This is a genomic window from Pseudomonas fluorescens, assembly GCF_902497775.2.
In the GTDB taxonomy this organism is placed as follows: domain Bacteria; phylum Pseudomonadota; class Gammaproteobacteria; order Pseudomonadales; family Pseudomonadaceae; genus Aquipseudomonas; species Aquipseudomonas putida_F.
In genome coordinates this window covers 2,192,748-2,215,301 of the sequence record NZ_OZ024668.1, presented here as the reverse complement: position 1 = coordinate 2,215,301, position 22,554 = coordinate 2,192,748, and the positions used below count along the sequence as shown (strand labels likewise).

General features: G+C 61.7%; 22 protein-coding genes and 1 pseudogene. 14 read left to right on the top strand and 9 right to left on the bottom strand.

Annotated elements, in window-relative coordinates; genetic code table 11:
* Positions 1 to 79 precede the first annotated feature (79 nt).
* On the bottom strand, positions 80 to 691 hold the full coding sequence (locus tag F8N82_RS09985; RefSeq protein WP_038995121.1) for an FMN-dependent NADH-azoreductase: 612 nt from the start codon (positions 689 to 691) through the stop codon (positions 80 to 82).
* 128 nt (positions 692 to 819) lie between these two features.
* Between F8N82_RS09985 and F8N82_RS09980 the strand changes: the two genes are divergently transcribed.
* Both F8N82_RS09980 and F8N82_RS09975 read left to right on the top strand, forming a co-directional pair.
* Positions 820 to 1,728: a LysR substrate-binding domain-containing protein gene (locus F8N82_RS09980; RefSeq protein ID WP_038999343.1), complete on the top strand. Its 909-nt coding sequence runs from the start codon at positions 820 to 822 to the stop codon at positions 1,726 to 1,728.
* A complete protein-coding gene (locus tag F8N82_RS09975) occupies positions 1,721 to 2,080 on the top strand; it encodes an MmcQ/YjbR family DNA-binding protein (RefSeq protein WP_038995120.1) in 360 nt (119 codons plus the stop codon). Before F8N82_RS09980 ends, F8N82_RS09975 begins: the two co-directional genes overlap by 8 nt.
* On the opposite strand, the gene F8N82_RS09970 is transcribed toward F8N82_RS09975, so the two are convergent.
* Positions 2,073 to 2,519: a DUF1294 domain-containing protein gene (locus F8N82_RS09970; RefSeq protein WP_038995119.1), complete on the bottom strand. Its 447-nt coding sequence runs from the start codon at positions 2,517 to 2,519 to the stop codon at positions 2,073 to 2,075. The two genes, F8N82_RS09975 and F8N82_RS09970, sit on opposite strands and share 8 nt — an antisense overlap.
* A 1-nt stretch (position 2,520) precedes the next feature.
* Positions 2,521 to 3,351 (bottom strand): undecaprenyl-diphosphate phosphatase, encoded by an 831-nt coding sequence (locus F8N82_RS09965; protein WP_038995118.1) that lies wholly within the window; start codon positions 3,349 to 3,351, stop codon positions 2,521 to 2,523.
* Here F8N82_RS09965 and F8N82_RS27580 point away from each other — a divergent pair.
* The 3 genes and pseudogenes from F8N82_RS27580 to F8N82_RS09955 form a co-directional block, all read left to right on the top strand.
* A pseudogene (locus tag F8N82_RS27580) lies at positions 3,320 to 4,429 on the top strand (cache domain-containing protein); the annotation flags it as partial. The gene F8N82_RS09965 and the pseudogene F8N82_RS27580 sit on opposite strands and share 32 nt — an antisense overlap.
* A gap of 123 nt (positions 4,430 to 4,552) precedes the next feature.
* Complete coding sequence (locus F8N82_RS27575; RefSeq protein WP_414602491.1) at positions 4,553 to 5,287, top strand: methyl-accepting chemotaxis protein; 735 nt, start codon at positions 4,553 to 4,555, stop codon at positions 5,285 to 5,287.
* Positions 5,288 to 5,371: 84 nt separating this feature from the next.
* Positions 5,372 to 5,473 carry a DUF2599 domain-containing protein gene (locus F8N82_RS09955; protein WP_080764846.1) on the top strand — a complete coding sequence of 34 codons (102 nt, stop codon included), beginning with the start codon at positions 5,372 to 5,374 and terminating at the stop codon, positions 5,471 to 5,473.
* Between the two features lie 114 nt (positions 5,474 to 5,587).
* Here the strand turns inward: F8N82_RS09955 and F8N82_RS09950 are convergent, their stop codons facing one another.
* Positions 5,588 to 6,826, bottom strand: coding sequence for a DUF2599 domain-containing protein (locus tag F8N82_RS09950; RefSeq protein WP_038995115.1), 1,239 nt, complete (start codon positions 6,824 to 6,826; stop codon positions 5,588 to 5,590).
* Positions 6,827 to 7,049: 223 nt separating this feature from the next.
* On the opposite strand from F8N82_RS09950, the gene pnuC reads away from it, so the two are divergent.
* The 8 genes from pnuC to F8N82_RS09910 all read left to right on the top strand — a co-directional run bounded on the left by pnuC (position 7,050) and on the right by F8N82_RS09910 (position 13,932).
* Positions 7,050 to 7,616, top strand: a complete 567-nt coding sequence (pnuC, locus tag F8N82_RS09945; RefSeq protein ID WP_038995114.1) for a nicotinamide riboside transporter PnuC — start codon at positions 7,050 to 7,052, stop codon at positions 7,614 to 7,616.
* The gene (locus F8N82_RS09940) at positions 7,613 to 8,137 is read left to right on the top strand and encodes an AAA family ATPase (RefSeq protein WP_038995113.1); all 525 of its coding nucleotides are present in this window, start codon (positions 7,613 to 7,615) and stop codon (positions 8,135 to 8,137) included. The genes pnuC and F8N82_RS09940 overlap by 4 nt, the downstream gene beginning before the upstream one ends.
* A gap of 325 nt (positions 8,138 to 8,462) precedes the next feature.
* Positions 8,463 to 8,900, top strand: coding sequence for a hypothetical protein (locus tag F8N82_RS09935; protein ID WP_038995112.1), 438 nt, complete (start codon positions 8,463 to 8,465; stop codon positions 8,898 to 8,900).
* A 1-nt stretch (position 8,901) separates the two neighbouring features.
* Positions 8,902 to 9,474: a hypothetical protein gene (locus F8N82_RS09930; RefSeq protein WP_038995111.1), complete on the top strand. Its 573-nt coding sequence runs from the start codon at positions 8,902 to 8,904 to the stop codon at positions 9,472 to 9,474.
* A 52-nt stretch (positions 9,475 to 9,526) separates the two neighbouring features.
* Positions 9,527 to 11,080 carry a heme utilization protein gene (locus F8N82_RS09925; protein WP_095163078.1) on the top strand — a complete coding sequence of 518 codons (1,554 nt, stop codon included), beginning with the start codon at positions 9,527 to 9,529 and terminating at the stop codon, positions 11,078 to 11,080.
* Between the two features lie 64 nt (positions 11,081 to 11,144).
* Positions 11,145 to 11,825 (top strand): C39 family peptidase, encoded by a 681-nt coding sequence (locus tag F8N82_RS09920; RefSeq protein ID WP_038995109.1) that lies wholly within the window; start codon positions 11,145 to 11,147, stop codon positions 11,823 to 11,825.
* 33 nt (positions 11,826 to 11,858) lie between these two features.
* The gene (locus tag F8N82_RS09915) at positions 11,859 to 12,605 is read left to right on the top strand and encodes a hypothetical protein (RefSeq protein WP_038995108.1); all 747 of its coding nucleotides are present in this window, start codon (positions 11,859 to 11,861) and stop codon (positions 12,603 to 12,605) included.
* 46 nt (positions 12,606 to 12,651) lie between these two features.
* Positions 12,652 to 13,932 (top strand): hypothetical protein, encoded by a 1,281-nt coding sequence (locus tag F8N82_RS09910; protein ID WP_038995107.1) that lies wholly within the window; start codon positions 12,652 to 12,654, stop codon positions 13,930 to 13,932.
* Between the two features lie 41 nt (positions 13,933 to 13,973).
* On the opposite strand, the gene F8N82_RS09905 is transcribed toward F8N82_RS09910, so the two are convergent.
* On the bottom strand, positions 13,974 to 15,299 hold the full coding sequence (locus F8N82_RS09905; RefSeq protein ID WP_038995106.1) for a sigma-54 dependent transcriptional regulator: 1,326 nt from the start codon (positions 15,297 to 15,299) through the stop codon (positions 13,974 to 13,976).
* Between the two features lie 321 nt (positions 15,300 to 15,620).
* Between F8N82_RS09905 and F8N82_RS09900 the strand changes: the two genes are divergently transcribed.
* Positions 15,621 to 15,887, top strand: coding sequence for a hypothetical protein (locus F8N82_RS09900; protein ID WP_038995105.1), 267 nt, complete (start codon positions 15,621 to 15,623; stop codon positions 15,885 to 15,887).
* Between the two features lie 110 nt (positions 15,888 to 15,997).
* Here F8N82_RS09900 and F8N82_RS09895 read toward each other — a convergent pair whose 3' ends face one another.
* The 4 genes from F8N82_RS09895 to cobW all read right to left on the bottom strand — a co-directional run bounded on the left by F8N82_RS09895 (position 15,998) and on the right by cobW (position 22,495).
* Entirely contained in the window at positions 15,998 to 16,567 is a 570-nt protein-coding gene (locus F8N82_RS09895) for a vWA domain-containing protein (RefSeq protein WP_038995103.1), read from the bottom strand.
* Positions 16,568 to 16,662: 95 nt separating this feature from the next.
* On the bottom strand, positions 16,663 to 17,664 hold the full coding sequence (locus F8N82_RS09890) for an ATP-binding protein (RefSeq protein WP_038995102.1): 1,002 nt from the start codon (positions 17,662 to 17,664) through the stop codon (positions 16,663 to 16,665).
* A gap of 1 nt (position 17,665) precedes the next feature.
* Positions 17,666 to 21,424 (bottom strand): cobaltochelatase subunit CobN, encoded by a 3,759-nt coding sequence (cobN, locus tag F8N82_RS09885; RefSeq protein WP_038995101.1) that lies wholly within the window; start codon positions 21,422 to 21,424, stop codon positions 17,666 to 17,668.
* A 3-nt stretch (positions 21,425 to 21,427) separates the two neighbouring features.
* Positions 21,428 to 22,495: a cobalamin biosynthesis protein CobW gene (gene cobW, locus F8N82_RS09880; RefSeq protein ID WP_038999342.1), complete on the bottom strand. Its 1,068-nt coding sequence runs from the start codon at positions 22,493 to 22,495 to the stop codon at positions 21,428 to 21,430.
* Between the last annotated feature and the right edge of the window lie 59 nt (positions 22,496 to 22,554).

Sequence of the window (22,554 nt, the reverse complement as noted above, 5' to 3'; positions counted from 1 at the left end):
GAACGGGGCAGCTTGGCGCAGATGAAACCTCAATGAAAAAACCGACTGCAGGCAGTCGGTTTGCTGAGTACACCGAGATTCAGGCAGCAGCGAACAGGTCGGTGCTGATCTGCACTTGCGCAGCGTTCAGAGCCTTGACCCGGTGCTCATCGCCGTAAGCCAGGCCATGGGCGCGAACAATTTCCAGGTCGGTGATGCCGATGAAGCCGAGGAACACCTTGAGAAAATCTTCGTGGCCGACGCCAGTAGGCTGGCCAGCATGCAGGCCACCAGCGGTCGAAACCAGGATCACCTTCTTGTCGCCACACAGGCCTTCAGGGCCGGCTTCGGTGTAGCGGAAGGTCTTGCCGGCCACCGCGACGCGGTCAATCCAGGCCTTGAGCTGGGTCGGTACGGTGAAGTTGTACATCGGCGCGGCCAGCACCACGGCATCGGCGTCGAGGAACTCCTGCAGGGTATCGGCGCTGAGCGTGGCTTCGTGCTGTTGTGCGGCATCGCGCAGTTCTTCCGGGGTGCCGGCGGCCACCAGGGTCGCAGCCGAGAAGTGGCTGATGGCGTCGCCGGCCAGGTCACGGTAGGTCACTTGCAGCGACGGGTCGGCGGCTTTCCAGGCTTCAACCACGCTGCGGCTCAACTGACGGGAGGCGGAATTGTCGCCCAGGATGCTCGAATCGATATGCAACAGTTTCATGGGACTCTCCTGAATGAAGACCGCGAGTGGGCGATCACGATGGGGAGAATCCTACTTGGGTAGCGAATAGCTGATAAGTCAGCAAAAATGCGTTAGTTTGTCCTACTGGCAGGACAATGGTGATTCGCATGCAAGACCTCAACGATCTGTTCTACTTTACCCGGGTGGTTGAAGCCGGCGGTTTTGCCGCTGCCGGGCGTTTGCTCGGGATTCCCAAATCACGCCTGTCGCGGCGCATTGCCGAGCTTGAAGAACGCCTGGGCACGCGCCTGCTGCAACGCACCACGCGCCAGCTGAAACTGACGGCCGTGGGCGAACGCTACCTGCGTCACTGCCAGGCCATGCTGCTGGAGGCCGAGATGGCCGACGAAGCGGTGGCCAGCATGACCAGCGAACCCCGCGGGCGTTTGCGGGTGTCGTGCCCGGTAGGCCTGGCCCATGAGTTCTTGCCTGATGTGATCAGCCGCTTTCTGCAGCAGTACCCGCAGGTGCAACTGGACATGATCCTGCTCAACCGCCGCGTCGACCTGATCACCGAAGGCGTCGATGTCGCTCTGCGTGTGCGCGACCTGGGCGATGAAGACCCGGCGCTGGTCACCCGCCGACTGCGCCAGGCACAGATGTTCCTGGTGGCCTCACCGCAATTTGCTGCCACCCAAGCACTCAATCACCCGCAAGACCTGGCCGGCCTGCCGGTACTCGGCGCGGTGGATGCCGACCGCCTGGTGCATCTGCGCCTGCTCGATGCCCAGGGCCACAAACACGAACTGGCCCTGGAGGCGCGCCTGGCCATTGACGACTTTGTCGTGCGCAAGGCCGCTGCCGTCGCGGGCCTGGGCTTCACCGCCCTGCCGATCATGCACTGCGAGGCAGAACTTGAGCGTGGCGAGCTGGTGCGTCTGCTGCCAGACTGGTCGCTGCCCGGCGGTTATCTGCAGGCGGTCTACCCCCATCGGCGCGGGCTGCTGCCAGCGGTGCGAGTGTGGATCGATCATCTGGTGGCGGAATTTGCCCAATGTGGAGAGCGTTATGTCTGAAGGGAAAATCAGCGAAGCCCAGGTTGCAGGCTTCTGCCTGAGCCTGCCGGGTGCGCGGGAAGACTACAAGTGGGGTGGGATACGGGTGTTCTCGGTGGCCGGCAACAAGATGTTCGCGGTACTAGACCTGGCCGGTGCCGGTTTGTCGTTCAAGGTCGATAGCGAACTGTTTCTCGGCTATGTCGACCGCCCCGGCGTGCGCCCGGCGCCGTACCTGGCGCGCGCGCACTGGATCAGCATGGCGCCGCCCTACCCCATGGGCCGCGCCGAACTGACCGAGCTGCTGCAACGCTCCCATCAACTGGTGGTCAGGCGCTTGCCCAAGCGCCTGCAGCCGGGCTTGCTTATCTGAGCACTGGCGCCAGAGCGGCGCCGAGCCAACGGCCGCCGAGCAGCAGGTGGTCGATCCAGAACAGTTGATGCACGCCGACGATGGCCCAGAAGCTCAGCTGGAACGACAGCTTGCGGGTCTTGTGCCGGAACAGCTGCTGGGCCAGCAAGGCACCCGGCCAGCCGCCACACAGTTCACTGGCGTGCAGGACCTTCTCCGGCGTACGCCAGCCCTGGTTGCGCGCCTGTTGCTTGTCACGCCAGTACAGCCCGAAGCTCACCAGGCTGGCCAGCGGGTAGGCCAGCGCCGGCAGCCACGACTGCCCGCTCAGCAGCATCTGCAAAGCGCCGCCCACGGGCAACAGGCACAGGCCGGCGAACACCAGCAGTTTGCTCCAGGGGTTCTGGATAGCGCCGCTGGCGGGGCCTGCGCGGCGCTGTGGGTTCTGACTACGGCTCATCTCAACCGTGCGCCGTGGTCCAGTCGACCCAGCCGAACAGCCAGGTGCCGAGGATGATCAGGCCGAACACGATGCGGTACCAGGCAAAGGCCGCATAGCTGTGATTGGCGATGAACTTGAGCAAACCGCGTACCGCAATCATGGCGAAGATGAACGAGACCACGAAGCCGATGGCGAACACCGGGAAGTCGTCAGGCTGGAACAGCTCGCGGTACTTGTAGCCCGAATACACCGCCGCACCGACCATGGTCGGCATGGCCAGGAAGAACGAGAATTCGGTGGCCGCTTTACGCGAAAGGCCGAACAGCAGGCCGCCAATGATGGTCGAGCCGGAGCGCGAGGTCCCCGGGATCATCGCCAGGCACTGGGCGCAGCCGATCTTCAGCGCGTCGCTCCAGCGCATGTCGTCGACCTGGTCAACGCGGATCACGTGTTGGCGGCGTTCGGCCCAGAGCATGATCACACCACCGACCACCAGGGCGGCAGCCACGGTGATGGGGTTGAACAGGTATTCGTGGATCAGGTCGGCAAACAGCACCCCCAGTACCACCGCCGGCATGAAGGCAATCAGCAGGTTGACGGTGAAGCGCTGGGCTTCACGCTGACGCGGCAGCCCCACCACCACGTCGAAGATCTTGCGGCGAAATTCCCAGACCACCGCCAGGATCGCACCCAACTGGATGATGATGTTGAAGGCCATGGCCCGCTCACCACCGAAGTTGATCAGGTCTGCCACAACGATCTGGTGGCCGGTACTGGAAATTGGCAAGAACTCCGTCAAGCCTTCGACAATACCTAGAATGACAGCCTGCAGGCCGGTCCAAAGATCCATGCTTCCCCCGTGGGGCAATGCCTGCGGCATGCCCCTTTATAGTCTTTTAGTTGCCAATGGCTGTTCAGCGCCTGGCCGTTTTACAGCGACAGTTGGTCGCAAAGCCAGCAGAAAAGTTCACGCGGCCTTCAGGTTTATCCCGTCGAGGCCGAAATCCTATCAGACCTCTCGGATAAACGCTGCTGGGACGATGCAACAGACCTTAATCAATCAAGCACTTAGTCCTTGGTCGAGTAGGTCGCGGGGGGCAAAGCATGCTTGGATGTCGGCGACAATAAAAAGAACTTGGGGTAAGCATTCCATGAAGACTCTTCGCAGTATGTCGATCAGCCGGCGCTTGTGGCTGATCCTGGTGGTAGCAGTGGTGATGCTGGTAACCCTCGGCTTGCTGATGCTGCGCCAGATCCACGGCGACCTGTATCAGGCCAAGGCCGAAAAAACCCGTCACGTGGTCGAAACCGCAGCCGGCATCCTGGCCTATTACCAGGGGCTGGAAGCGGCCGGCACCCTCAGCCGTGATGCGGCCCAGCAACAGGCCCTGAGCGCGGTGCGCGGCCTGCGGTACGACCAGAACGACTATTTCTGGATCAACGACCTGGGGCCGAAGATGATCATGCATCCGACCAACCCCAAGCTCGACGGCCAGGACCTTTCGGCGATCCGCGACCCGGACGGCTTTGCCCTGTTCAACGAAATGGCCGCCCTGGCCAAGGCCAAGGGCGCCGGCAGCATCGACTACCGCTGGCCCAAGCCCGGCGCCAGCGAGCCGGTGAAAAAGACCTCCTACGTACAGCTGTTCAAGCCCTGGGGCTGGGTGATCGGTTCGGGCGTGTATATCGATGACATGCAGGACGAGTTCCTGCGCCAGTTGCGCGACGCCTCGATCCTCGGCCTGGGCATCGCCCTGGTCATGACCCTGCTGGTGGTGCTGATCGCCCGCAGCATCGCCCGGCCGCTGCAGGAAGCGGTCGATGCCATGGCCACCATCGCCAGTGGCGAGAGCGACCTGACCCGGCGCCTGGATACCCACGGCAGCGATGAAGTCACCCAGTTGGGCACCCACTTCAACAGTTTTACCGGCAAATTGCAGGGCGTGGTCAGCCAGTTGCAGGGCGCGGTGCATGATTTGGCGCAATCGGCCAGCGACGTCGGCAACAATGCTGGCCAGGCTCAGCAGCGCAGCGAACAGCAATCGCAACAAATGGAGCAGGTTGCCACGGCAATCAACGAAGTGACCTACGCAGTGCAGGACGTGGCCAAGAATGCCGAACAGGCGTCCAGCGAAATGCACGACGCGCAGTTGCGTGCCGAGCAAGGCCAGCAAAGCATCCATGGCAGCCTGCAGCGCATCGACCAGCTGTCGGCAACCATTGACGAAGCCGTACAGGTGATCCGCGCCCTGGCCGGCCAAAGTACGCGCATCGGCAGCGTGCTGGAGGTGATCCGCTCGATTGCCGAACAGACCAACCTGCTGGCCCTCAACGCCGCAATCGAAGCGGCCCGTGCCGGTGAACAGGGCCGCGGCTTTGCCGTGGTGGCCGACGAGGTGCGCCTGCTGGCCCAGCGCACCCAGCAGTCTACCGCTGAAATCCAGAGCATGATCGAGCACCTGCAAGGCCAGTCGGAAGCGGCGGTCAAGGCCATCGACGCCAGCAGCGAGGCCTCCCGCCAGACCGTCGAACAGGCCAGCGAAGCCGGGGTCAGCCTGGATGCCATCAGCCAGGCGCTGCACAACCTGACGGCGCTCAACGCCTCGATCGCCAGCGCTACCCTGCAACAGTCCCATGTGGTCGAGGAGATCAACCGCAACGTCACCGAAACCGCTGACCTGTCGCAGCAAACCGCCTTGGCGGCCCAACATTCGAGTAACTCCGGCAAGGCACTCAACCAGCTCAGTACCCAGCTTGAGCAGTTGCTGCGCCAGTTCCGGGTGTAGCCACGCATCTGCTCTTTCTGTCAGCAGGCCCCCTGGCGAAATTGCATCTAAGGTAAAGCCTGGGTCGCCAAAGAGGTTCATTGCCTGCAGAACAACTACCGGGCCAAGCCGGAGTGGAACCTTGAACCCTATCGCCCCGCGGTCGGCAAGGAGCAAACCCGGACGCAAGGGTGCAATCCGGTCTAGGCAACCCTTGATTGAGCGACTGCGTCTGCAAAAAAGCCTGTCGATCCTCCTGAGAGGGTCGGCAGGCCGCAATTTTCAAGCGGGCAACACTGGGCTTACATCAATAAGCCTGGCTCAGTAGGGGTTGCACTGCATGGCCACCGCTTTTTGCTGATCAACATAGGGACGCGCTGGTTCCAGGTTCCATTCGGGCTTGTTGCGCACAGGCCGGCCATCGAAGACTGCTGCCAGATGGCAAACCAATTGCCGGCGGATTGAGCCGCCATTGATGCTGTATTGGCGCCACTGATCGTCGTTTTTATGTTTGTTGTACAGCTCGGCAAACATTCTGTCGGTTTCGTCATCTGTAATCTTGCGACCACAGTCAGTGGGCACCACCTGCAGCGACCAGGTATCTGGCCCAAGCACCGGATCAGGACGTTTGACCCAGGTGCTGGACTGGATGTACTTGTCACAGAACAGCTTGGTGGGCGGTAACGGCGCAGCGGCGCACGAGAAAGTCGCCTTGCCATTTGGGGTTTTCGGAAAATCGATCTTGATGATGTTGCGCTGCTTGCCGGTCTTGTTGAGATAGTCCTGCTGGTTGAGCTGGGCATCTTTCAAGCCGCGCTGATCACTGTAGAAAAAAGCCAGAATCGGCAGTTCGTCATCTTTCGGGTTGCCCAGGCGAAACTCCGTCTGGGTCTGAAACTCGCGGGTATTGATGACCCGACGGGCGCCCATGAAGTTCTCAAACGCCTGCACCCGCTCCTTGCTGCTCATCGGGTTGCGCATGTTGAAGCCACACTGCAACTGATCCTGCTTGCGGTCGTTATTGAACTTGGTGAAATGCGCGACCCAGGCATTGGCACTGTCGATCGGTGGTTTCATCGCCTGGCATACGGCTTCGGTCTGGCCGGTATTATTGTTGTTGCCGCAGCCTCGGTCATCGCGAAAGTCAGTCCAGGCGTCATTGGGAAAGGCGCAGTAGACGTGTACCGGCGTCTCGGGTTTACGCACCAGGTCAACCGGCGTAATGAGGTAGCCGTTCTGCGTACTCATGCCCGGGTCCTCATAGCTGATACCGTCTGCACGCATCCACGAAGCGGCAAAGGTGCCCAACTCTTTGGCCTTGGGGCTGGGGTTCCACACATCCCATTTTTGCCCTTTGGCAGGGTCGGCGCGGTGGGTGCCCCTGACCAACAATCCCGAACAGTCCGATGCCGGATCTTCCCCGCAACTGGAGACTGTCTTGTTGTACAGCGACTCGACCTGTTTAAGCGTCTCGGCACACGACTCGGCATGGGCCGACATTGCTTGCGCAAGCAGCGCAAACCCGAGTAGTGGCATGACCTGGTTCAAACGTCTTTGCATGGCGTGCATCTCCCTGATTAGCCAAGCGCACAGCGAATGGGCGTGTAACTGTCTGAAGAAGCTTCAGCTGAGCCGGGCTGCTGCCAGCACCAATCTGCCATGCACGGCATCCTGCCGAAACTGATAAAAATACTAGTTTAAAATGAGCGCGGCACCGACGGATGGCAGAACGGGTGCCAACAGGTACAATCGCGCCTTTGCGCAAACTTACCAAGGAACGCCGATGTCCGGCCTCGAACTGTTCGCCGCCGTGCTCGGCGTTATCGCCGTGTGGCTCACGACCAAGCAAAACCCCTGGTGCTGGCCCATCGGCCTGGTGATGGTGCTGCTCTACACCTGGGTTTTCTATGACGTGAAGCTGTATTCGGACATGCTCTTGCAATTGGTCTATGCCGTGCTGCAGCTCTATGGCTGGTGGCAATGGACCCGCCCGGACAGCATGCGCGAGGCGCGCCAGGTCAGCCTGTTGACGCCGCAATCGGTTGCGTTTGGCCTGGGCATAGGCTTGCTCGGCAGCCTGGCTTTGGGCGCAGCCATGGCCACCTGGACCGACGCCGCCCACCCTTGGCTGGACGCCGCGCTGACCGGTTTCAGCCTGGTGGCGCAATTGTGGATGGCGCAAAAGCGTCTGCAGTGCTGGCCGCTGTGGGTTGTCCTTGATGTGATATTCGTTGGCCTGTTCCTGTACAAGGCCATGTACCTGACGGCCGCGCTCTACGCCCTGTTCACCCTGATCGCAGTGCAAGGCTGGCGCGATTGGCGACGCGATCCAGCGTTGGCGTACGCATGAAGGTAGTCGTCCTCACAGGCCCTGAATCCAGCGGCAAGAGCTGGCTCAGCCACGAAATCCAGGCGCACTTCGGTGGCGAACAGGTGGGCGAATACGTCCGTCACTTCATTGACGAACAGGCGCGCGACACCTGCTACGCCGACATCCCGACCATTGCCCGCGGGCAATTGGCCTGGGAGGACGCAGCCCGCGCCCGGCAACCACAGCTGCTGATTCTCGACACCCATCTGCTGAGCAACATGCTCTGGAGCCGTACGCTGTTCGGCGACTGCCCAGCGTGGCTGCAAGAGGCCCTGCTGGCCCGTCATTACGACCTGCATTTGCTGCTCAGCCCCGAGTCCGTTGCCTGGCACGACGATGGGCAACGCTGCCAGCCGCAGTTGTCTGAGCGCCAGGCGTTTTTCCAGGCCACCCGTGACTGGCTGGCACAGCACCGGCAGCCCTATCAGGTAGTGCAAGGTGACTGGGAGCAGCGCAGGTGCGCCGCATTTGCAGCGGTAGCGCGCTTGCTCAAGGCGTGAATGGCCGCCCAATGCGGCCAGATGTCCATTCCTGAAACACTGCTCACGGCGCAAACCCGCGATCTAAAGCAGGCCCGGCGCGTGTTCGCAAAAGTGTTAAACCCCTGAAACAGGCGAGCGCCAGGCCCGTTGATGAGCGCGGGGCGGCCCACTGGATCCAGGTTTGAACGACGGCTGTGTCTCTACGGCGTTACACGAATTTTTCACAATTGCGGTCAAAAAACTCAAACCGTTGTTTTTCCATAACAAATAAAAACCGGCACACCTTCTGCTCTCTTCCTCGCAACGCTGAACAAGCCTGCGCACCGAAGAAGGAATTGCCATCGTGGGAAAGATTGATAAAGGCATGTATCGCCTCCTGTTGCTCGGCTGGGTACTGGCACCGAGCGTCAGCCTGCCGGTTCAGGCCGAAAACGGGATCATCGTCATCACCCGCGATGTACAACCGCGCAACGCAATGCGCCCCCCCCTGGTTCCCGACCCCTACCCGGTCACCGTCAATACCAACCCGTCCGCACATGTCATCAAACAAACCAACGAGTTGAGCGATGGTGACTTTGCCAGCATCAGCAGCGGTGCAGGCATTACCCCCCTGATCACGCAACAGACCAACAACCTGGGCGGCAACTTGGGCAATCAGACCCAACTGCCCAACCTGGCCGGCGGACGTTCCGGGGGCTCGGGCAATGGCATCTCCAACATGGTCAACTCAAACATCCAGAAAGGCCTTGCCCCCCTGCAGATCTTGACCGGAGGCCAGTGAGATGAGGCACACGCTGCTGATTCTGGCCACGTTTTGCAGTGCACCGGCCTTCGCCCAACCCCCAGTGATCAATAACGCCAACATCGACAGCTCCGGCAAGCAATACCAGGGCAACCTCACGGTCAACCAGGCTGCCGGCGATCAACAGCAGCAGGCTAACGCCCGGGCCATCGCGGTTGGACATGGCGCCAGCGCAACCACACAGATTCGTCAACGCTTGCGCACCCATGTCGACCCGGCGATGGATGCCCAGTCCGGCATCCAGGGCGATGCCTTCAGCCACGGCAACGGTGCGCTGGGGGTCAACCAGAGCGCGGGCGCCAGTAACCAGCAAGCCAACGCACTGCGCATCAGCATCGGCGCTCAGCCGCAAAGTATCGACGACAGCGTCCTCCTGCAACAGAACGTGGCGCTGCTCAACAACTCCGATCCAACCGACTCTGCACCTGGCTATCGCCAGGTCACTACAAGTGACCAGGCTTTCACCGGTAGCCGTGGGGTGATTCAGTTGAATCAGAGTGCCGGGGTGGGAAATCGAACGGCCAACACCCTGAGCATACGGGTCGCGGACTGACCCAAACAGGTAGGAACAACACTTAACCTAAAATAAAGTACGGAGAATCACCATGAAACCCTCGATGGCACTAAAGCCTCTGGTTTTCGCAATTGCTGCGGTCATGGCTGTTGCTGTACAAGCTGGGCAGAACGATCGGCGTGGCAATGATCACCATAATAATGGTCATCATAACAACGGCCAGCACACCCCTCCTCCAACCAAGATCCCTGTCTATGCGACTGCCAATGCCTATGATAGCCAGCGCAGCACCGGCAACCGCATCCACAACGAAGGGACCGAGAACTCAGCCGAGATGACTGAGTCCGCCGAAGGCGCGAGCGGCAACGTCGGTGTCAACGTGGCGGCCGGTAACGGCAACCAACAAGACAACGCCGCGGCCATCGCCAACGCTCAATCCGAATCGAGCGTCGACAACACCTTTGTCTTCGGCACTGCCGAAGCTACCGCCCGCGTCACGCAATACAGCAACAACAACAAGGTCAACAACTGGTCGACGCAAAACTCTGCGGTCATGAGCGGATCAGCCAGTGGTGCCAACGGCAACGTGGGTATCAACATTGCTGGTGGCGACCTTAACCAACAGAAAAACACCATGGCCATTGCCAATACCAATGCGCCACTCGGTAACGCAAGAGCCACCGCCTCTGCCAATCAAAACGGCCCTGGCCTGACGGTCAACAACTACGCCGATCGGGAAACCCGTCTGGATACGCTGACCTTTACCAAAACCATCAGCGGTTCGTCTTCTCGCGAGGGCACCTTCGACGCCAGTGTTGATAAGAGCGCTTCGTCGAGCTCCAGTGCCAGCGGTTCGCGCAGCTCTGAGGCCAGCGGTTCGAAGAGCTGGAGTGCCAGCGGTTCCAACAGCATGACCGCCAGCGGTTCCAACAGCTCGAGTGCCAGCGGCTCCAACAGCTCGAGTGCCAGCGGTTCGGGCAGCTCGAGTGCCAGTGGTTCCAACAGCTCGAATGCCAGTGGTTCCAACAGCCGCGATACCAGCGCAACCAGCAGTGCTTCGCTGGACGTCGCGCTGAACGCCGCCGCCGAGGCTGCCCGGTCCGTTACCACGGATGATGGCCGTCGCGAACGCACCCGCAGCCAAGAAGCCAGTGCATCGCTTGATGTAACGCTTAATGCATCGATCGATGCATCGCGCGAAACTTCGTTCGACTCTTCGTTCGACAGATCGCGCGACGCGTCGTGGGATAGATCGCGCGACTATGCGTACGACAAATCGCGTGATTCTTCTTACGATAAATCCCGTGACTCTTCCTACGATAAATCCCGTGACTCTTCTTACGATAAGTCGCGTGACTCTTCGTACGATAAATCGTCGTCCTCCTCGTTCGAGAAAGCCTACGAAAAAGCTTCTGAGTCTTCGAGCTCTATCTCGAAAAGCTACAGCGAAGCCGACTCGTTTGAGCTGAGCAACAGTGTTTCCTTCCAAGTGCTGACTCCAATTGGCTGGGCAAACCCTGTGACCAACACTGCAACCCTGAACGGTTCGGTTAATGGTGGCAGTGGCAACCTGGGCGTCAACGTAGCTGCTGGTGTGGGCAACCAACAAAGCAACTCGCTGGCCATCTCCAACACCTCGATGTAATTGCCGTGGCCTGGAGGCCCCCTTCGGGGGGCCTTTTTTCACTACCAGCAGGGGGGTGTCGAACATGCGCATTATCGTCTTGGCGTTTTTTCTTTGCCTGGCCAGTCTGAGTGAAGCTGCACAAATGCCACTTTCCGTGTTGCCGGGTGGTGCGGTGATATTCAAGCCCATCCAGAGCGTACGCGAGCGCAAATTCGCCGACCTGGTACAACAGAAAACCGACTTCAGTTGCGGCGCCGCGGCCCTGGCGACCATATTGCGCCAGGCCTATTGGCTGGACGTGGATGAAGAACAGATTATCGAAGGCATGCTGGCCCACGCCGATCAGGACCTGGTCCGTACCCAGGGCTTCTCCATGCTCGATATGAAGCGTTACGTGGAAAGCCTGGGCATGCGTGCCCGTGGCTACCGGGTGGCCGTCGAGACCTTGCACACCATCCGCATTCCGGTGGTGGTGCTGATGGACATCCGTGGCTACAAGCATTTCGTGGTCATGCAAAAAGTCGCCAACGGCTGGGTATACATCGGTGACCCGGTGCTTGGCCATAAGCGCTTCAAGGTCGACGACTTTGTCAAAGGCTGGAACGGCATCATCTTCGCCGTCATCGGCCAGGGTTACGACAAGACCAATGCCCTGCTCGACCCACCTCTGCCGCTGACCGCCAAGAACCGCATCAACAACTTCACCCCGGTGCAAGACGCCGAGCTGATGGATTTCGGATTCATCCAAAGCGACTTCTTCTAATGACAAGGGAGCACGAGGCTCCGGGAGCATCCAATGAAGACCCCAATCTGGCTAGCGGCCGTTTGCCTGGCCGCCAGCCTGCCGACCCAGGCACAGACGCTCAAGCCCATTGAACTGAAGGATCAGGAACTGGCGAACTTGCGAGGCCGCTATGTCATGCCGGGGCGAATCATCAGTTTCGGCATTGTCATGACCAGCACCTGGCAAAATGCCAACGGTGAAGTGATCGGCGCAACGTCGTCGATGCACATTCAACAATCGACGATCAAACCGCAGTTCTATGTGTCGATGATCGACGAAAAAGGTTATGGCTCGGCACGCTCGCAAAGCGCCGGTACCGGTACCATCACGGGCGGCAGCGGCCTCAACAGCACCGAGGGCGTCACGCAAGTCGTGCGGGCTGCCGGGGACAACAATACGGCCTACAACAACGTTGATATCAACGTCACCAAGGCTAACCAGGCGCCAGCAACGCAGCAGCAGGGCCAGGCACTGGCCGCAGGCTCGACCCTGGTCGGCGCCAACGGCGCGGGCTCGCTGAGCGTTTCCTCGAGCGGTACTGGCGTGCAAATGAATATCGTCGCCAACAACAACCAGGGCAGCACCGCACAACGCTTGGCCCAGGGTGGGCTGATGCAGAACACCACCTTGCTCGGCGGCGGCAACCGGGTCAGCAACCTCACGTCCCTCAATGTCGTGCTACGTGACAACGCAGCGACCACAGGGTCGGTCAACGGCAATCTGGATCAGCTCAAAGGTCTTCGCACTCTCGGATTCTGATCTACGCTCAGTCTCATCATATGTAGTCAGAAGGGACGGCCAGCCCATGCATCGATCGTTAACGTTCAGAGCTATCGTTTGTTTGAGTAGCCTGACTCCGGCCACAATGCTTTACGCAGCCGCCGACCCTCAGGTAGAAGCATTAAAACAAGAACTCATGGAGTTGAAACAGCGTTACGAAGTACAGCAGCAAGCGCTGATGGTCCTCGAACAACGCGTTCGCCAAGTCGAAGAAACACCTGCGACACCTGCTCCCAAACGCCTGACCAAATCCCCGGCAGAGACGGTCAAGGGTGGCCAGACGGTGGCCGCAGGCGCGCCGGGAACCACAGGCAGCTCATACGGCCAGTCACTCAAGGAAGATTCGGAGCCCGCGCAAAGCGTTTCCAACCTGTATGACGAGGCCAGCGGATTCTTCGGTGGCGGCAAGTTCAGCGTCGAAACCGGCCTGACCTACACCCATTACGATACCCGCGCGTTGGTGCTCAACGGTTTCCTGGCCCTGGACTCGATTTTCCTCGGTAACATCAACCTCGACCGCATCAAGGCGGATAACTGGACCCTGGACCTGACTGCCCGCTACAACCTGGATCAACGTTGGCAGTTCGACATCAACGTCCCGGTGGTCTACCGCCAATCCACGTATTCCTCTGGCGGCGCGGGTGGCGCCGGCCCGGTGTCATCCGACGCTACCGTCAGACGCGATCCCACAATCGGCGATGTCAACGTCGGCATAGCCTACAAGTTCCTGGACGAATCGGAAAACTGGCCCGACGCAGTCGCCACCTTGCGGATCAAGGCCCCCACCGGTGAGGAGCCCTATGGCATCAAACTGGTCAACGACCCCACCAACGACAATCTGTCGGTACCTGAAAGCCTGCCGACCGGCAACGGGGTCTGGGCCATCACACCGGGTATCTCGCTGGTCAAGACCTTCGACCCTGCCGTGCTGTTCGGCAGCCTGTCCTATACCTACAACATGCAGGACTCGTTCAGCGACATCAGCCCCACCATCAACACCAAGGTCCCGGGTGACGTGAAACTCGGCGACTCCTGGCAGATCGGCGCCGGTATTGCCTTTGCCTTGAACGAGAAGATGAGTATGTCGTTTTCGTTCTCCGACCAATTTGCCAGCAAAAGCAAGATCAAGCCTGATGGCGGCGACTGGCAGTCGGTTCCCAGCAGCGACTACAACTCGGCAAACTTCAACATCGGCATGACCCTGGCAGCCACCGATAACCTGACCATCGTCCCCAACCTCTCCATTGGCCTGACCGACGACTCGCCGGACTTCTCCTTCAGCCTGAAATTCCCTTACTACTTCTAAGCAAAAAGCCCGCTTCGGCGGGCTTGTGGTATCTGCCAGGCTTAGCGGATCTGGTGCTTGTGCAGCAGCCGGTAGAAGGTCGGCCGGGAAACCCCGAGCACCTTGGCGGCAATGCTCAGGTTATCGCTGTGGCGATTGAGCACATCGTACAAGGCCTGGCGCTCGGCCCGATGTTTGTAGTCTTCCAGGGTGCCCATGCTCGGTTCGAGATTCTGCTGGCTGTGCAACCCCAGGTCCTGCGCCTCGATCTGCCGGCCTTCGGCCAGTACCAGGCCCCGCCTCACCCGGTTGGCCAGTTCACGCACATTGCCCGGCCAGTCATGCTTGCCCATGGCCGCCAGGGCTTCCTCGCTGAACGAACGTGGCCGGCGGCCGGTTTCCAGGCTGTAGAAGTGCGAAAAATGGCTGGCCAGCATCGACAGGTCGCCATGCCGGTCGCGCAGCGGCGCGGTCACGACCTGCAACACATTGAGGCGGTAGTACAGGTCTTCGCGAAAGCGGCCGCTATCAATGGCTTTTTCCAGGTCCACGTGGGTTGCCGCCAATACCCGCACATCCACGGCAATCGGCTGGCTGCCGCCGACCCGCTCGATATGCTTTTCCTGCAAAAACCGCAGTAGGTTAGCTTGCAGCTCCAGTGGCAGGTCGCCGATTTCGTCGAGAAACAGGGTGCCACCGTTGGCCGCTTCGATACGGCCGATCTTGCGTTGATGTGCGCCAGTAAAGGCGCCTTTCTCATGGCCGAACAACTCGGACTGGATCAGGTGTTCGGGGATGGCACCACAGTTGATCGGCACGAAGGGCTTGTCGCGGCGCTGGGACTGGCGGTGCAAGGTCCGCGCGACCAGCTCCTTGCCCGTGCCGCTTTCACCGCGGATCAGCACCGGCGACTCGGTGGGCGCCAGCTTGCTCAACAGCCTGCGCAGTTCGCGGATCGGTCGGCTATCGCCCAGCAACTCATGCTCGGGCTCGTCGACATGCACATTGCCCTTGCCACGCAGGCGCGCCATGCCAAAGGCGCGGCCGAGGGTGACCTGCACCCGCGAGACGTCAAACGGCAACGTATGAAAGTCAAAAAACCACTCACAGACGAAATCGCCGACATTTTGCGTGCGCAGCTCTTCAGGGCTGAGCACGGCAATCCATTCGGTATTACTGCGGCTGATCAGGTCCTTGACCGCATCCGGGTGCTGCAGGTGCGAGGCCTGCAAGCGCAGCAGACCGACGTCGCAGGGATGCTCAAGGGCCGAGGTCAAGGTACAGCTATGCACGTCCCAGCCAACACTGCGCAAGCCTGGCAGCAAACGATGACAGTCATCGCAGGGATCGACGATCAGCAGGCGGCGGTTGGATGCAGGCTCTAGCATGACATTCCTTGGCGCCAATAATTGGAATTTTAAGTAGAAACAGTGTGTTGGCAGGCCCGTTTTAACAGTAGCAACGAAGTGTCAATCGCCCACTACCGTCTGTCTGCAAACTATCGTTAGTTGCCTAAGGGTTGGGAATTTTTCTGCCTTTTCAACGTCTGAAGCGGCGACACTTGGTCGCGTTGTGTCAGGACGGTTAAATAATTTTCAATAGCGATGTGACTCACCCCGGTGCTGCGTGCATCAGTACAAGTAACTCATTGCTGCGCAAACAAGCGCGCAGGTTTATTCCATGTTTGGGCCCACAGAGAGACCGAACCCATGAACGCCCCGCTGCGTGTCAACGAAGCACTGCTGATTGCCGACCACGCCTTCGAACCTTTCCAGTGTGTTGCCTGGGATGTACCCAACGGCACCGGCGAGTTGAGCCTTGCAGTCATCGACCGTACCAGCACCCGCATTGGCGCCAAGCAAGTGCCAAGCAGCACCTACTCGGACCCAGCGCAACTGGCTCATTTGATTGAAGAAGTACGCGCCGAGTTGAGCGAAAAAGGTTATGCCCTGCAGCCTTGGTCGATGCCAAAGTAAGCCGGTAATTGCCTGCCAGAGGCGCCGCCGAGTGTGCGCCTTTGGCAACTTTACTTTTACCTGGCGGGCAAACTGCGACACGTCGCCGCAGTAAATTTAATATTCCAAAGTTACTTGCCGAGTATCGCCAGTGTCTCCAGATGCTGATAATCGGCGTGCAGTTGTTGCGCAAGTAACTGCGCCCTGCCCAGCTTGATTGGCGAACTTTCGATATCCACCAACAGCGCCTGGCAAGGTAACGGCTGCAGTGCTTCCCAGGCCTTGAGCCGACCATCAGTCACAATCAGGCAACGCTGCAGTTCGGTCGGATAGCGTCGCTGGCGCGCCTGCAGCCAGTCCCGAGCCTGCTCCAGTGCCGCCAGCAATGGCGTACCGCCCCCCGCCCCCAATGCCTCCAGCCATGGCTGCAAGCTGACCGACGCCTTGAGCCCGTGACGCTGCCAACGCGGCGCATTGCCGCTGGCGGTGAGCAGGGTCAAGCGCGCGCGGTTGCGATAAGCCTGATCGAAAAACCCGGCAAGCATGCCCTTGGCCCGGCTCAGGGCCTGATGCCGGCGGGTGGACGCCGACGCATCGACAATCACCAGCCACAGTTCATGGGCACTGGCCGTGCGTTGTTGCCAGCACAGGTCATTGCGCTGACGCGGGCGCCCCTTGAGCAAGGTCGCAGGCCAGGCCACCGCACCGGATGCAGCCTGTTTACCCCGGCCACGCGGGCCTGTGGCAAGTGCTCCAGGTCGGGGTTTGGCATCCGCGCTGGTGGGCCGACGGATGCTCAGGGCTTTTTTGCCCAGTTCGGTACCTCACGACGGGCACCGCTCGGGGTGGCTTGTGGCGCCATTTCGCCCCATTGGCCCTGGCCTTGCTGGCCGGACGATGGCTGCGCCGCTGCGCCGGTATCAGGCGCTTGCGGCTGTGGCGCCGGGGCTTCGCGGCGCCGATGGCGCAAGGCGAACTCGGCCACGGCATCGATATCCTCGGCCTCGATCGCCAGCGCGCCGCGCCAGGCCGCATGGGCCCGGGCGGCGCGCAGCCAGACCAGGTCGGCGCGCAGGCCATCGACACCTGCAGCAAAGCAGCGCTCGGTAATCTGCGCGAGGGCCTGATCATCCAGGGCAATCTGTTGCAGGCGTTCACGGGCGCCATGGCAGCGTTCACGCAGAGCAGCCTGGGCCGGTGCCCATTGCGCGCAGAACGCTTCGGGATCGCTGTCGAAATCCAGGCGCCGGCGAATGATCTGGCCACGGGCTTGTGGCAACGGCTGGCCTTCGAGCACCACGTTCAAGCCAAAGCGATCGAGCAGCTGCGGGCGCAACTCGCCCTCCTCCGGGTTCATGGTGCCAATCAGCACGAAACGGGCGCTGTGGCGGTGGGAGATACCGTCACGCTCGACCCGGTTGGTGCCACTGGCGGCCACGTCCAGCAACAGGTCGACCAGATGATCCGCCAAAAGATTGACTTCATCCACATACAGCACGCCGCCATCGGCCTTGGCCAGCACCCCGGGCGAAAACTGCGCCTTGCCCTGGCCCAGCGCCGCATCCAGGTCGAGGGTACCGACCAGGCGTTCTTCACTGGCGCCCAGCGGCAAGGTCACGAATGGCCCCTCACCGAGCAAATCGGCCAGGCCGCGGGCCAGGGTGCTCTTGGCCATGCCGCGCGGACCTTCGATCAGCACGCCGCCGATCTTAGGGTCAATGGCCGTCAGGCACAGCGCCAGTTTCAGCTCATCGGCGCCGACCACGGCGGCCAGGGGGAAGTGTGCAGGTTCGCTCATCTCAATTCTCTTCTTCGCCGTCCAGCAGTTGTTCTTCCAGGGCTTCACGGTAGTCACCGGGGTCTTGCCACAGCCCGCGTTGCTGGGCTTCGAGCAGGCGTTCGGTGATATCGCGCAAGGCTTCGCGATTGTGCTGACGGATAAAGTCGCGGGTCGCGCCGTCGAGCACATAGGCATCGGCCAGCGACTGATAATGGTGGTCGTCGATCAGGTGCGTGGTGGCATCGAAGGCGAACAGGTTGTCGACGGTGGCGGCCAGCTCGAAGGCACCTTTATAGCCATGACGCTTGACCCCATCGATCCACTTGGGGTTCAGCGCCCGGGCGCGGATCACCCGGTTCAGCTCCTCTTTAAGGGTGCGGATGCGCGGCCGGTCGGGCTGGCTATGATCGCCGTGGTAGCTGGCAACGCTGTTGCCGCCCAGGCTTTCCACAGCGGCGAGCATACCGCCCTGGAACTGGTAGTAGTCGTTGGAATCGAGCAGGTCGTGCTCATGGTTGTCCTGGTTCTGCAGCACCGCCTGCACCTGGCTCAGGCGCCGGGCAAAGTGAGCGCGCGCCGGCGTGCCGTCATCGCCAGTGCCATAGGCATAGCCACCGTGGTTCAAGTAAACCTCGGCCAGGTCCTGACGGTCATTCCACAGGCGCCCATCGATAGCATTCTGCACCCCAGCACCATAGGCGCCCGGCTTGGCCCCGAACACCCGCCAGCCGGCCTGACGGCCCGCCTGTTCGGCATCCAGGCCCTGGGCCAGCAGTTCTGCGCGCTCGTTGCGTACCTTGGCCGCCAGAGGGTTGAGGTCGTCCGGCTCATCCAGCGCCGCCACTGCTTGCACCGCAGCATCGAACAGCTTGATCAGGTTGCCGAAGGCGTCGCGGAAGAACCCCGAGACCCGCAAAGTGACATCCACCCGCGGCCGGTCGAGCAGGCTCAAGGGCAGGATTTCGAAGTCGTCGACCCGCTGGCTGCCGCTGGCCCACACCGGCCGTACACCGAGCAGGGCCATGGCCTGGGCGATGTCATCGCCACCAGTGCGCATGGTCGCCGTGCCCCACACCGACAGGCCCAATTGGCGCAAGTGATCACCGTGGTCCTGCAGGTGCCGCTCAAGGATCAGGTTGGCCGAGGCAAAGCCGATGCGCCAGGCAGTGGTGGTCGGCAAGTTGCGCACATCGACGGTATAGAAGTTGCGCCCGGTCGGCAGCACATCCAGCCGTCCGCGGCTTGGTGCGCCACTGGGGCCGGCGGGGACGAATCGGCCATCGAGGGCGGCGAGCAGGCCGTGCATTTCTGCCGGACCGCAGCCGTCCAACTGCGGTGCGACCTGCTGCTGCAGCGCCTCGAGAATGGCCTGCACTTGCGCCCATTCAGGGCCGCCGGCAAGCTGCACAGCGCCGACGAGTGTCTGCTCGATCAGCTGACCGGCATACAGTTCCAGGCGCTCGCGGGTATCGCCGGCCGTACGCCATGCATCGTCCAATGTAGCCAACTGCGCAGGCCGAGGGCCCTGCCAGGCTTGGCCAAGGTCGCAATCGAGCGGATCGAAGCCCAACTCCAGCGCCTTGGCCAGGGCGCGCAACAAACTGCCGTTGGCCCCGCGCCCATCGCCGCGCTCGACCCGCAACAGAGCCAGCAGGGTGTCGATGCGCAGGCGCCCGGCAGGCGACTCGCCGAACACGTGCAAACCATCGCGGATCTGCGACTCCTTGAGGTCGCACAGGTAGGTATCCAGGCGCGGCAGCCACACTGCCGCATCGTCCAGTGCACCTTCGATCTGCAGTTCGCGGTCGATATGGTTGTCGCGTACCAGCGCCAGGATGTCGCGCTGCAGCTCCCGGGCCCGACGCGGATCGAGCAGCTGCGCCTCGTAGTACTCGTCGGCCAGCAACTCCAGGTGACGCAACGGCCCGTAGGTTTCGGCGCGGGTCAGCGGTGGCATCAGGTGGTCGATGATCACCGCCTGGGTGCGGCGCTTGGCCTGGGCGCCCTCGCCCGGGTCGTTGACGATAAACGGGTAGATGTTCGGCAGCGGGCCGAGCAAGGCGTCCGGCCAGCAGTTCGCGGACAAGCCGACGCCCTTGCCCGGCAGCCATTCGAGGTTGCCGTGCTTGCCGACATGGATCAGCGCATCGGCGGCAAAGCCGTGACGCAGCCAGAAGTAGAACGCCAGGTAAGCGTGCGGCGGCACCAGGTCGGGGTCGTGGTAGACCGCGCTCTGGTCCAGCTGGTAGCCACGGGCCGGCTGGATACCGACGAACGTCAGGCCGTAGCGCAGGCCGGCGATCATCATGCGCCCGCCACGGAACATCGGGTCCTGGCTCGGCTCGCCCCAGCGTTCGCGCACGGCGACCTGGTTGGCCTCGGGCAAGGCGGCAAACGCCGCCAGGTAATCCTCCAGGGCCATGCTCTGCATGCACGGGCGCAGGTCGAGGCTGTCCAGGTCGTTGCTGACACCACCGAGCAAAGCCTGGATCAGCGCCGTGCCGCTGTCGGGCAAGGGTGCCAGAGGATAACCCTGGGCCTGCAAAGCCCGCAGGATGTTCAGCGCCGCGGCCGGGGTGTCGAGGCCCACGCCATTGCCAATGCGGCCATCGCGGGTCGGATAGTTGGCCAGAATCAGCGCCACGCGCTTTTGCCCATTGGGTATTTGCCCAAGGGCGCACCAGCGCCGCGCCAGCTCAGCGACAAAGTCCATGCGCTCGGGCTGGGCCCGATAGCAGACCACATCGGACTGGCTGCGCTCGCTGCGCCAGGCCAGGTCCTTGAAGCTGATCGGCCGGGTAATGATGCGCCCGTCCAGCTCCGGCAAGGCGATGTGCATGGCCAGGTCGCGGGCACCCAGGCCCTGCTCGCTGGCCTGCCAGGCTGGTTCGTTGTCCTGGGCGCAGATCGCCTGCAACACCGGGATGTCGCGGCGGAACGGGCGCAAGTGCGGCTGTTCGGGGCTGGACTGGGCAAAGCCTGTGGTGTTGATGATCAGTGCGGCGTCAACCTGCTCCAGCCAGTTTTCGACCTGTTGCAGGCAAGCGGCCTCCTTGAGGCTGGCCACGGCAATCGGCAAGGGGTTGAGCCCGGCCAGTTGCATACGTTCGCAGAAGGTATCGATAAAGGCGGTGTTGGCCGCCTGCAGGTGCGAGCGGTAGAACAGGATCGGCACCACCGGCTGCTCGACCTGCCACTGGCCGAACCAATCCTCCAGCGCCGCAGCCGCCTTGCGCGGGTGATACACCGACGTGCGCGGCAGTTGCTGCGGTTCGCTCCAGGAGTAGTCGCGATTCAGGTACTGGCTGGCCAGGCAGTTGAACAGGTTCAGGGCATTGGCCTTGCCGCCCTGGCGTAGAAAGTGCCAGAGCCGCTCGGCCTGGTCGGCCGGCACCGTGCTCAAGCTGGTCAGTTCCGGGTCCGGACGGTCGTCGCCCGGCACGAGGATCAGTTGCACGCCACGGGCGGCCAGTTCCAGCAGTTGCTCTACACCATAGCGCCAGTAACCGACGCCGCCGTGCAGCGACACCAGGATAACCTTGGCATGGCGCAATACCTGGTCGACATAGAGGTCGACCGAGGCATGGTTCTGTACCTGCATCGGGTTGGCCAGACGCAGGCTGGGGAAATCCTCGGGCAGCTGCTGGGTGGTTTCGGCCAGCAGCGCCAGGTGCGAGTCACCGCTGCAGAGGATTACCAGCTCGGCCGGGGTCTGGCCGAGGTCGGCAATGCTGTCGTCCGGTACAAAACCACCGGGCTGGGTCCGCAGCAGGTGCATGGGTCAAGCGCCCAGGGCGGCGCGCAGGCTCGCCTCCAGTTGTGCCGCGTCCAGTTCCTGGCCGATCAGCACCAAGCGCGTGGTGCGCGGTTCTTCGCTGCGCCAGGCGCGGTCGAAGTGCTTGTCGAAACGGCTACCCACGCCCTGGATCAGCAAGCGCATCGGCTTGCCCGGGATCGCCGCGAAGCCTTTGACCCGCAGGATGCCGTGCTGCACCACCAGTTGGGTCAACGCATCGAGCAACAGGCTTTCGTCGGCTTGCGGCAGTTCGATGGAGATCGAGTCGAAGGCGTCGTGGTCATGGTCGTCGTGATCGTCACCGTCGTGGTGCGAATCATGGTGGGTACGGCGGCCATCGATGTGCGCCTCGGACTCGGCGCCCAGGCCCAGCAGCACTTCCAGTGGCAGGCGGCCGCTGCTGGCTTCGATCACCTTGACCGCCGCTGGCAGCTCTTCTTCAACTTCGGCGCGCACCTTGGCCAGGTCCTCGGCAGCGATCAGGTCGGCCTTGTTCAGTACCACCAGGTCGGCGCTGGCCAACTGATCGGCGAACAGCTCGTGCAGCGGCGATTCGTGGTCCAGGTTGGGGTCAAGCTTGCGCTGGGCATCGACCTGGTCCGGGTAGGCGGCAAAGGTGCCGGCGGCGACAGCCGGGCTGTCGACCACGGTGATTACCGCATCAACGGTGCAGGCGTTGCGGATTTCTGGCCACTGGAAGGCTTGCACCAAGGGCTTGGGCAGGGCCAGGCCACTGGTTTCGATGAGGATATGGTCCAGGTCGCCGCGCCGGGCCACCAGTTCGCGCATCACCGGGAAGAACTCTTCCTGCACGGTGCAGCACAGGCAGCCGTTGGCCAGCTCATAGACGCGGCCGTTGGCCTCTTCTTCAGTGCAACCGATGCTGCACTGCTTGAGGATTTCGCCGTCGATGCCCAGCTCGCCAAACTCGTTGACGATCACCGCGATGCGTCGCCCCTGGGCGTTGTCGAGCATATGCCGCAGCAGCGTGGTCTTGCCCGAGCCGAGGAAGCCGGTAACGATGGTGACGGGGAGTTTGGCCAGTGTTTTCATGTCGATGCCCTTGGCAGGATGGCGGGCATGCGGGACGAGCGCCAAAGGTGTTGCGCACC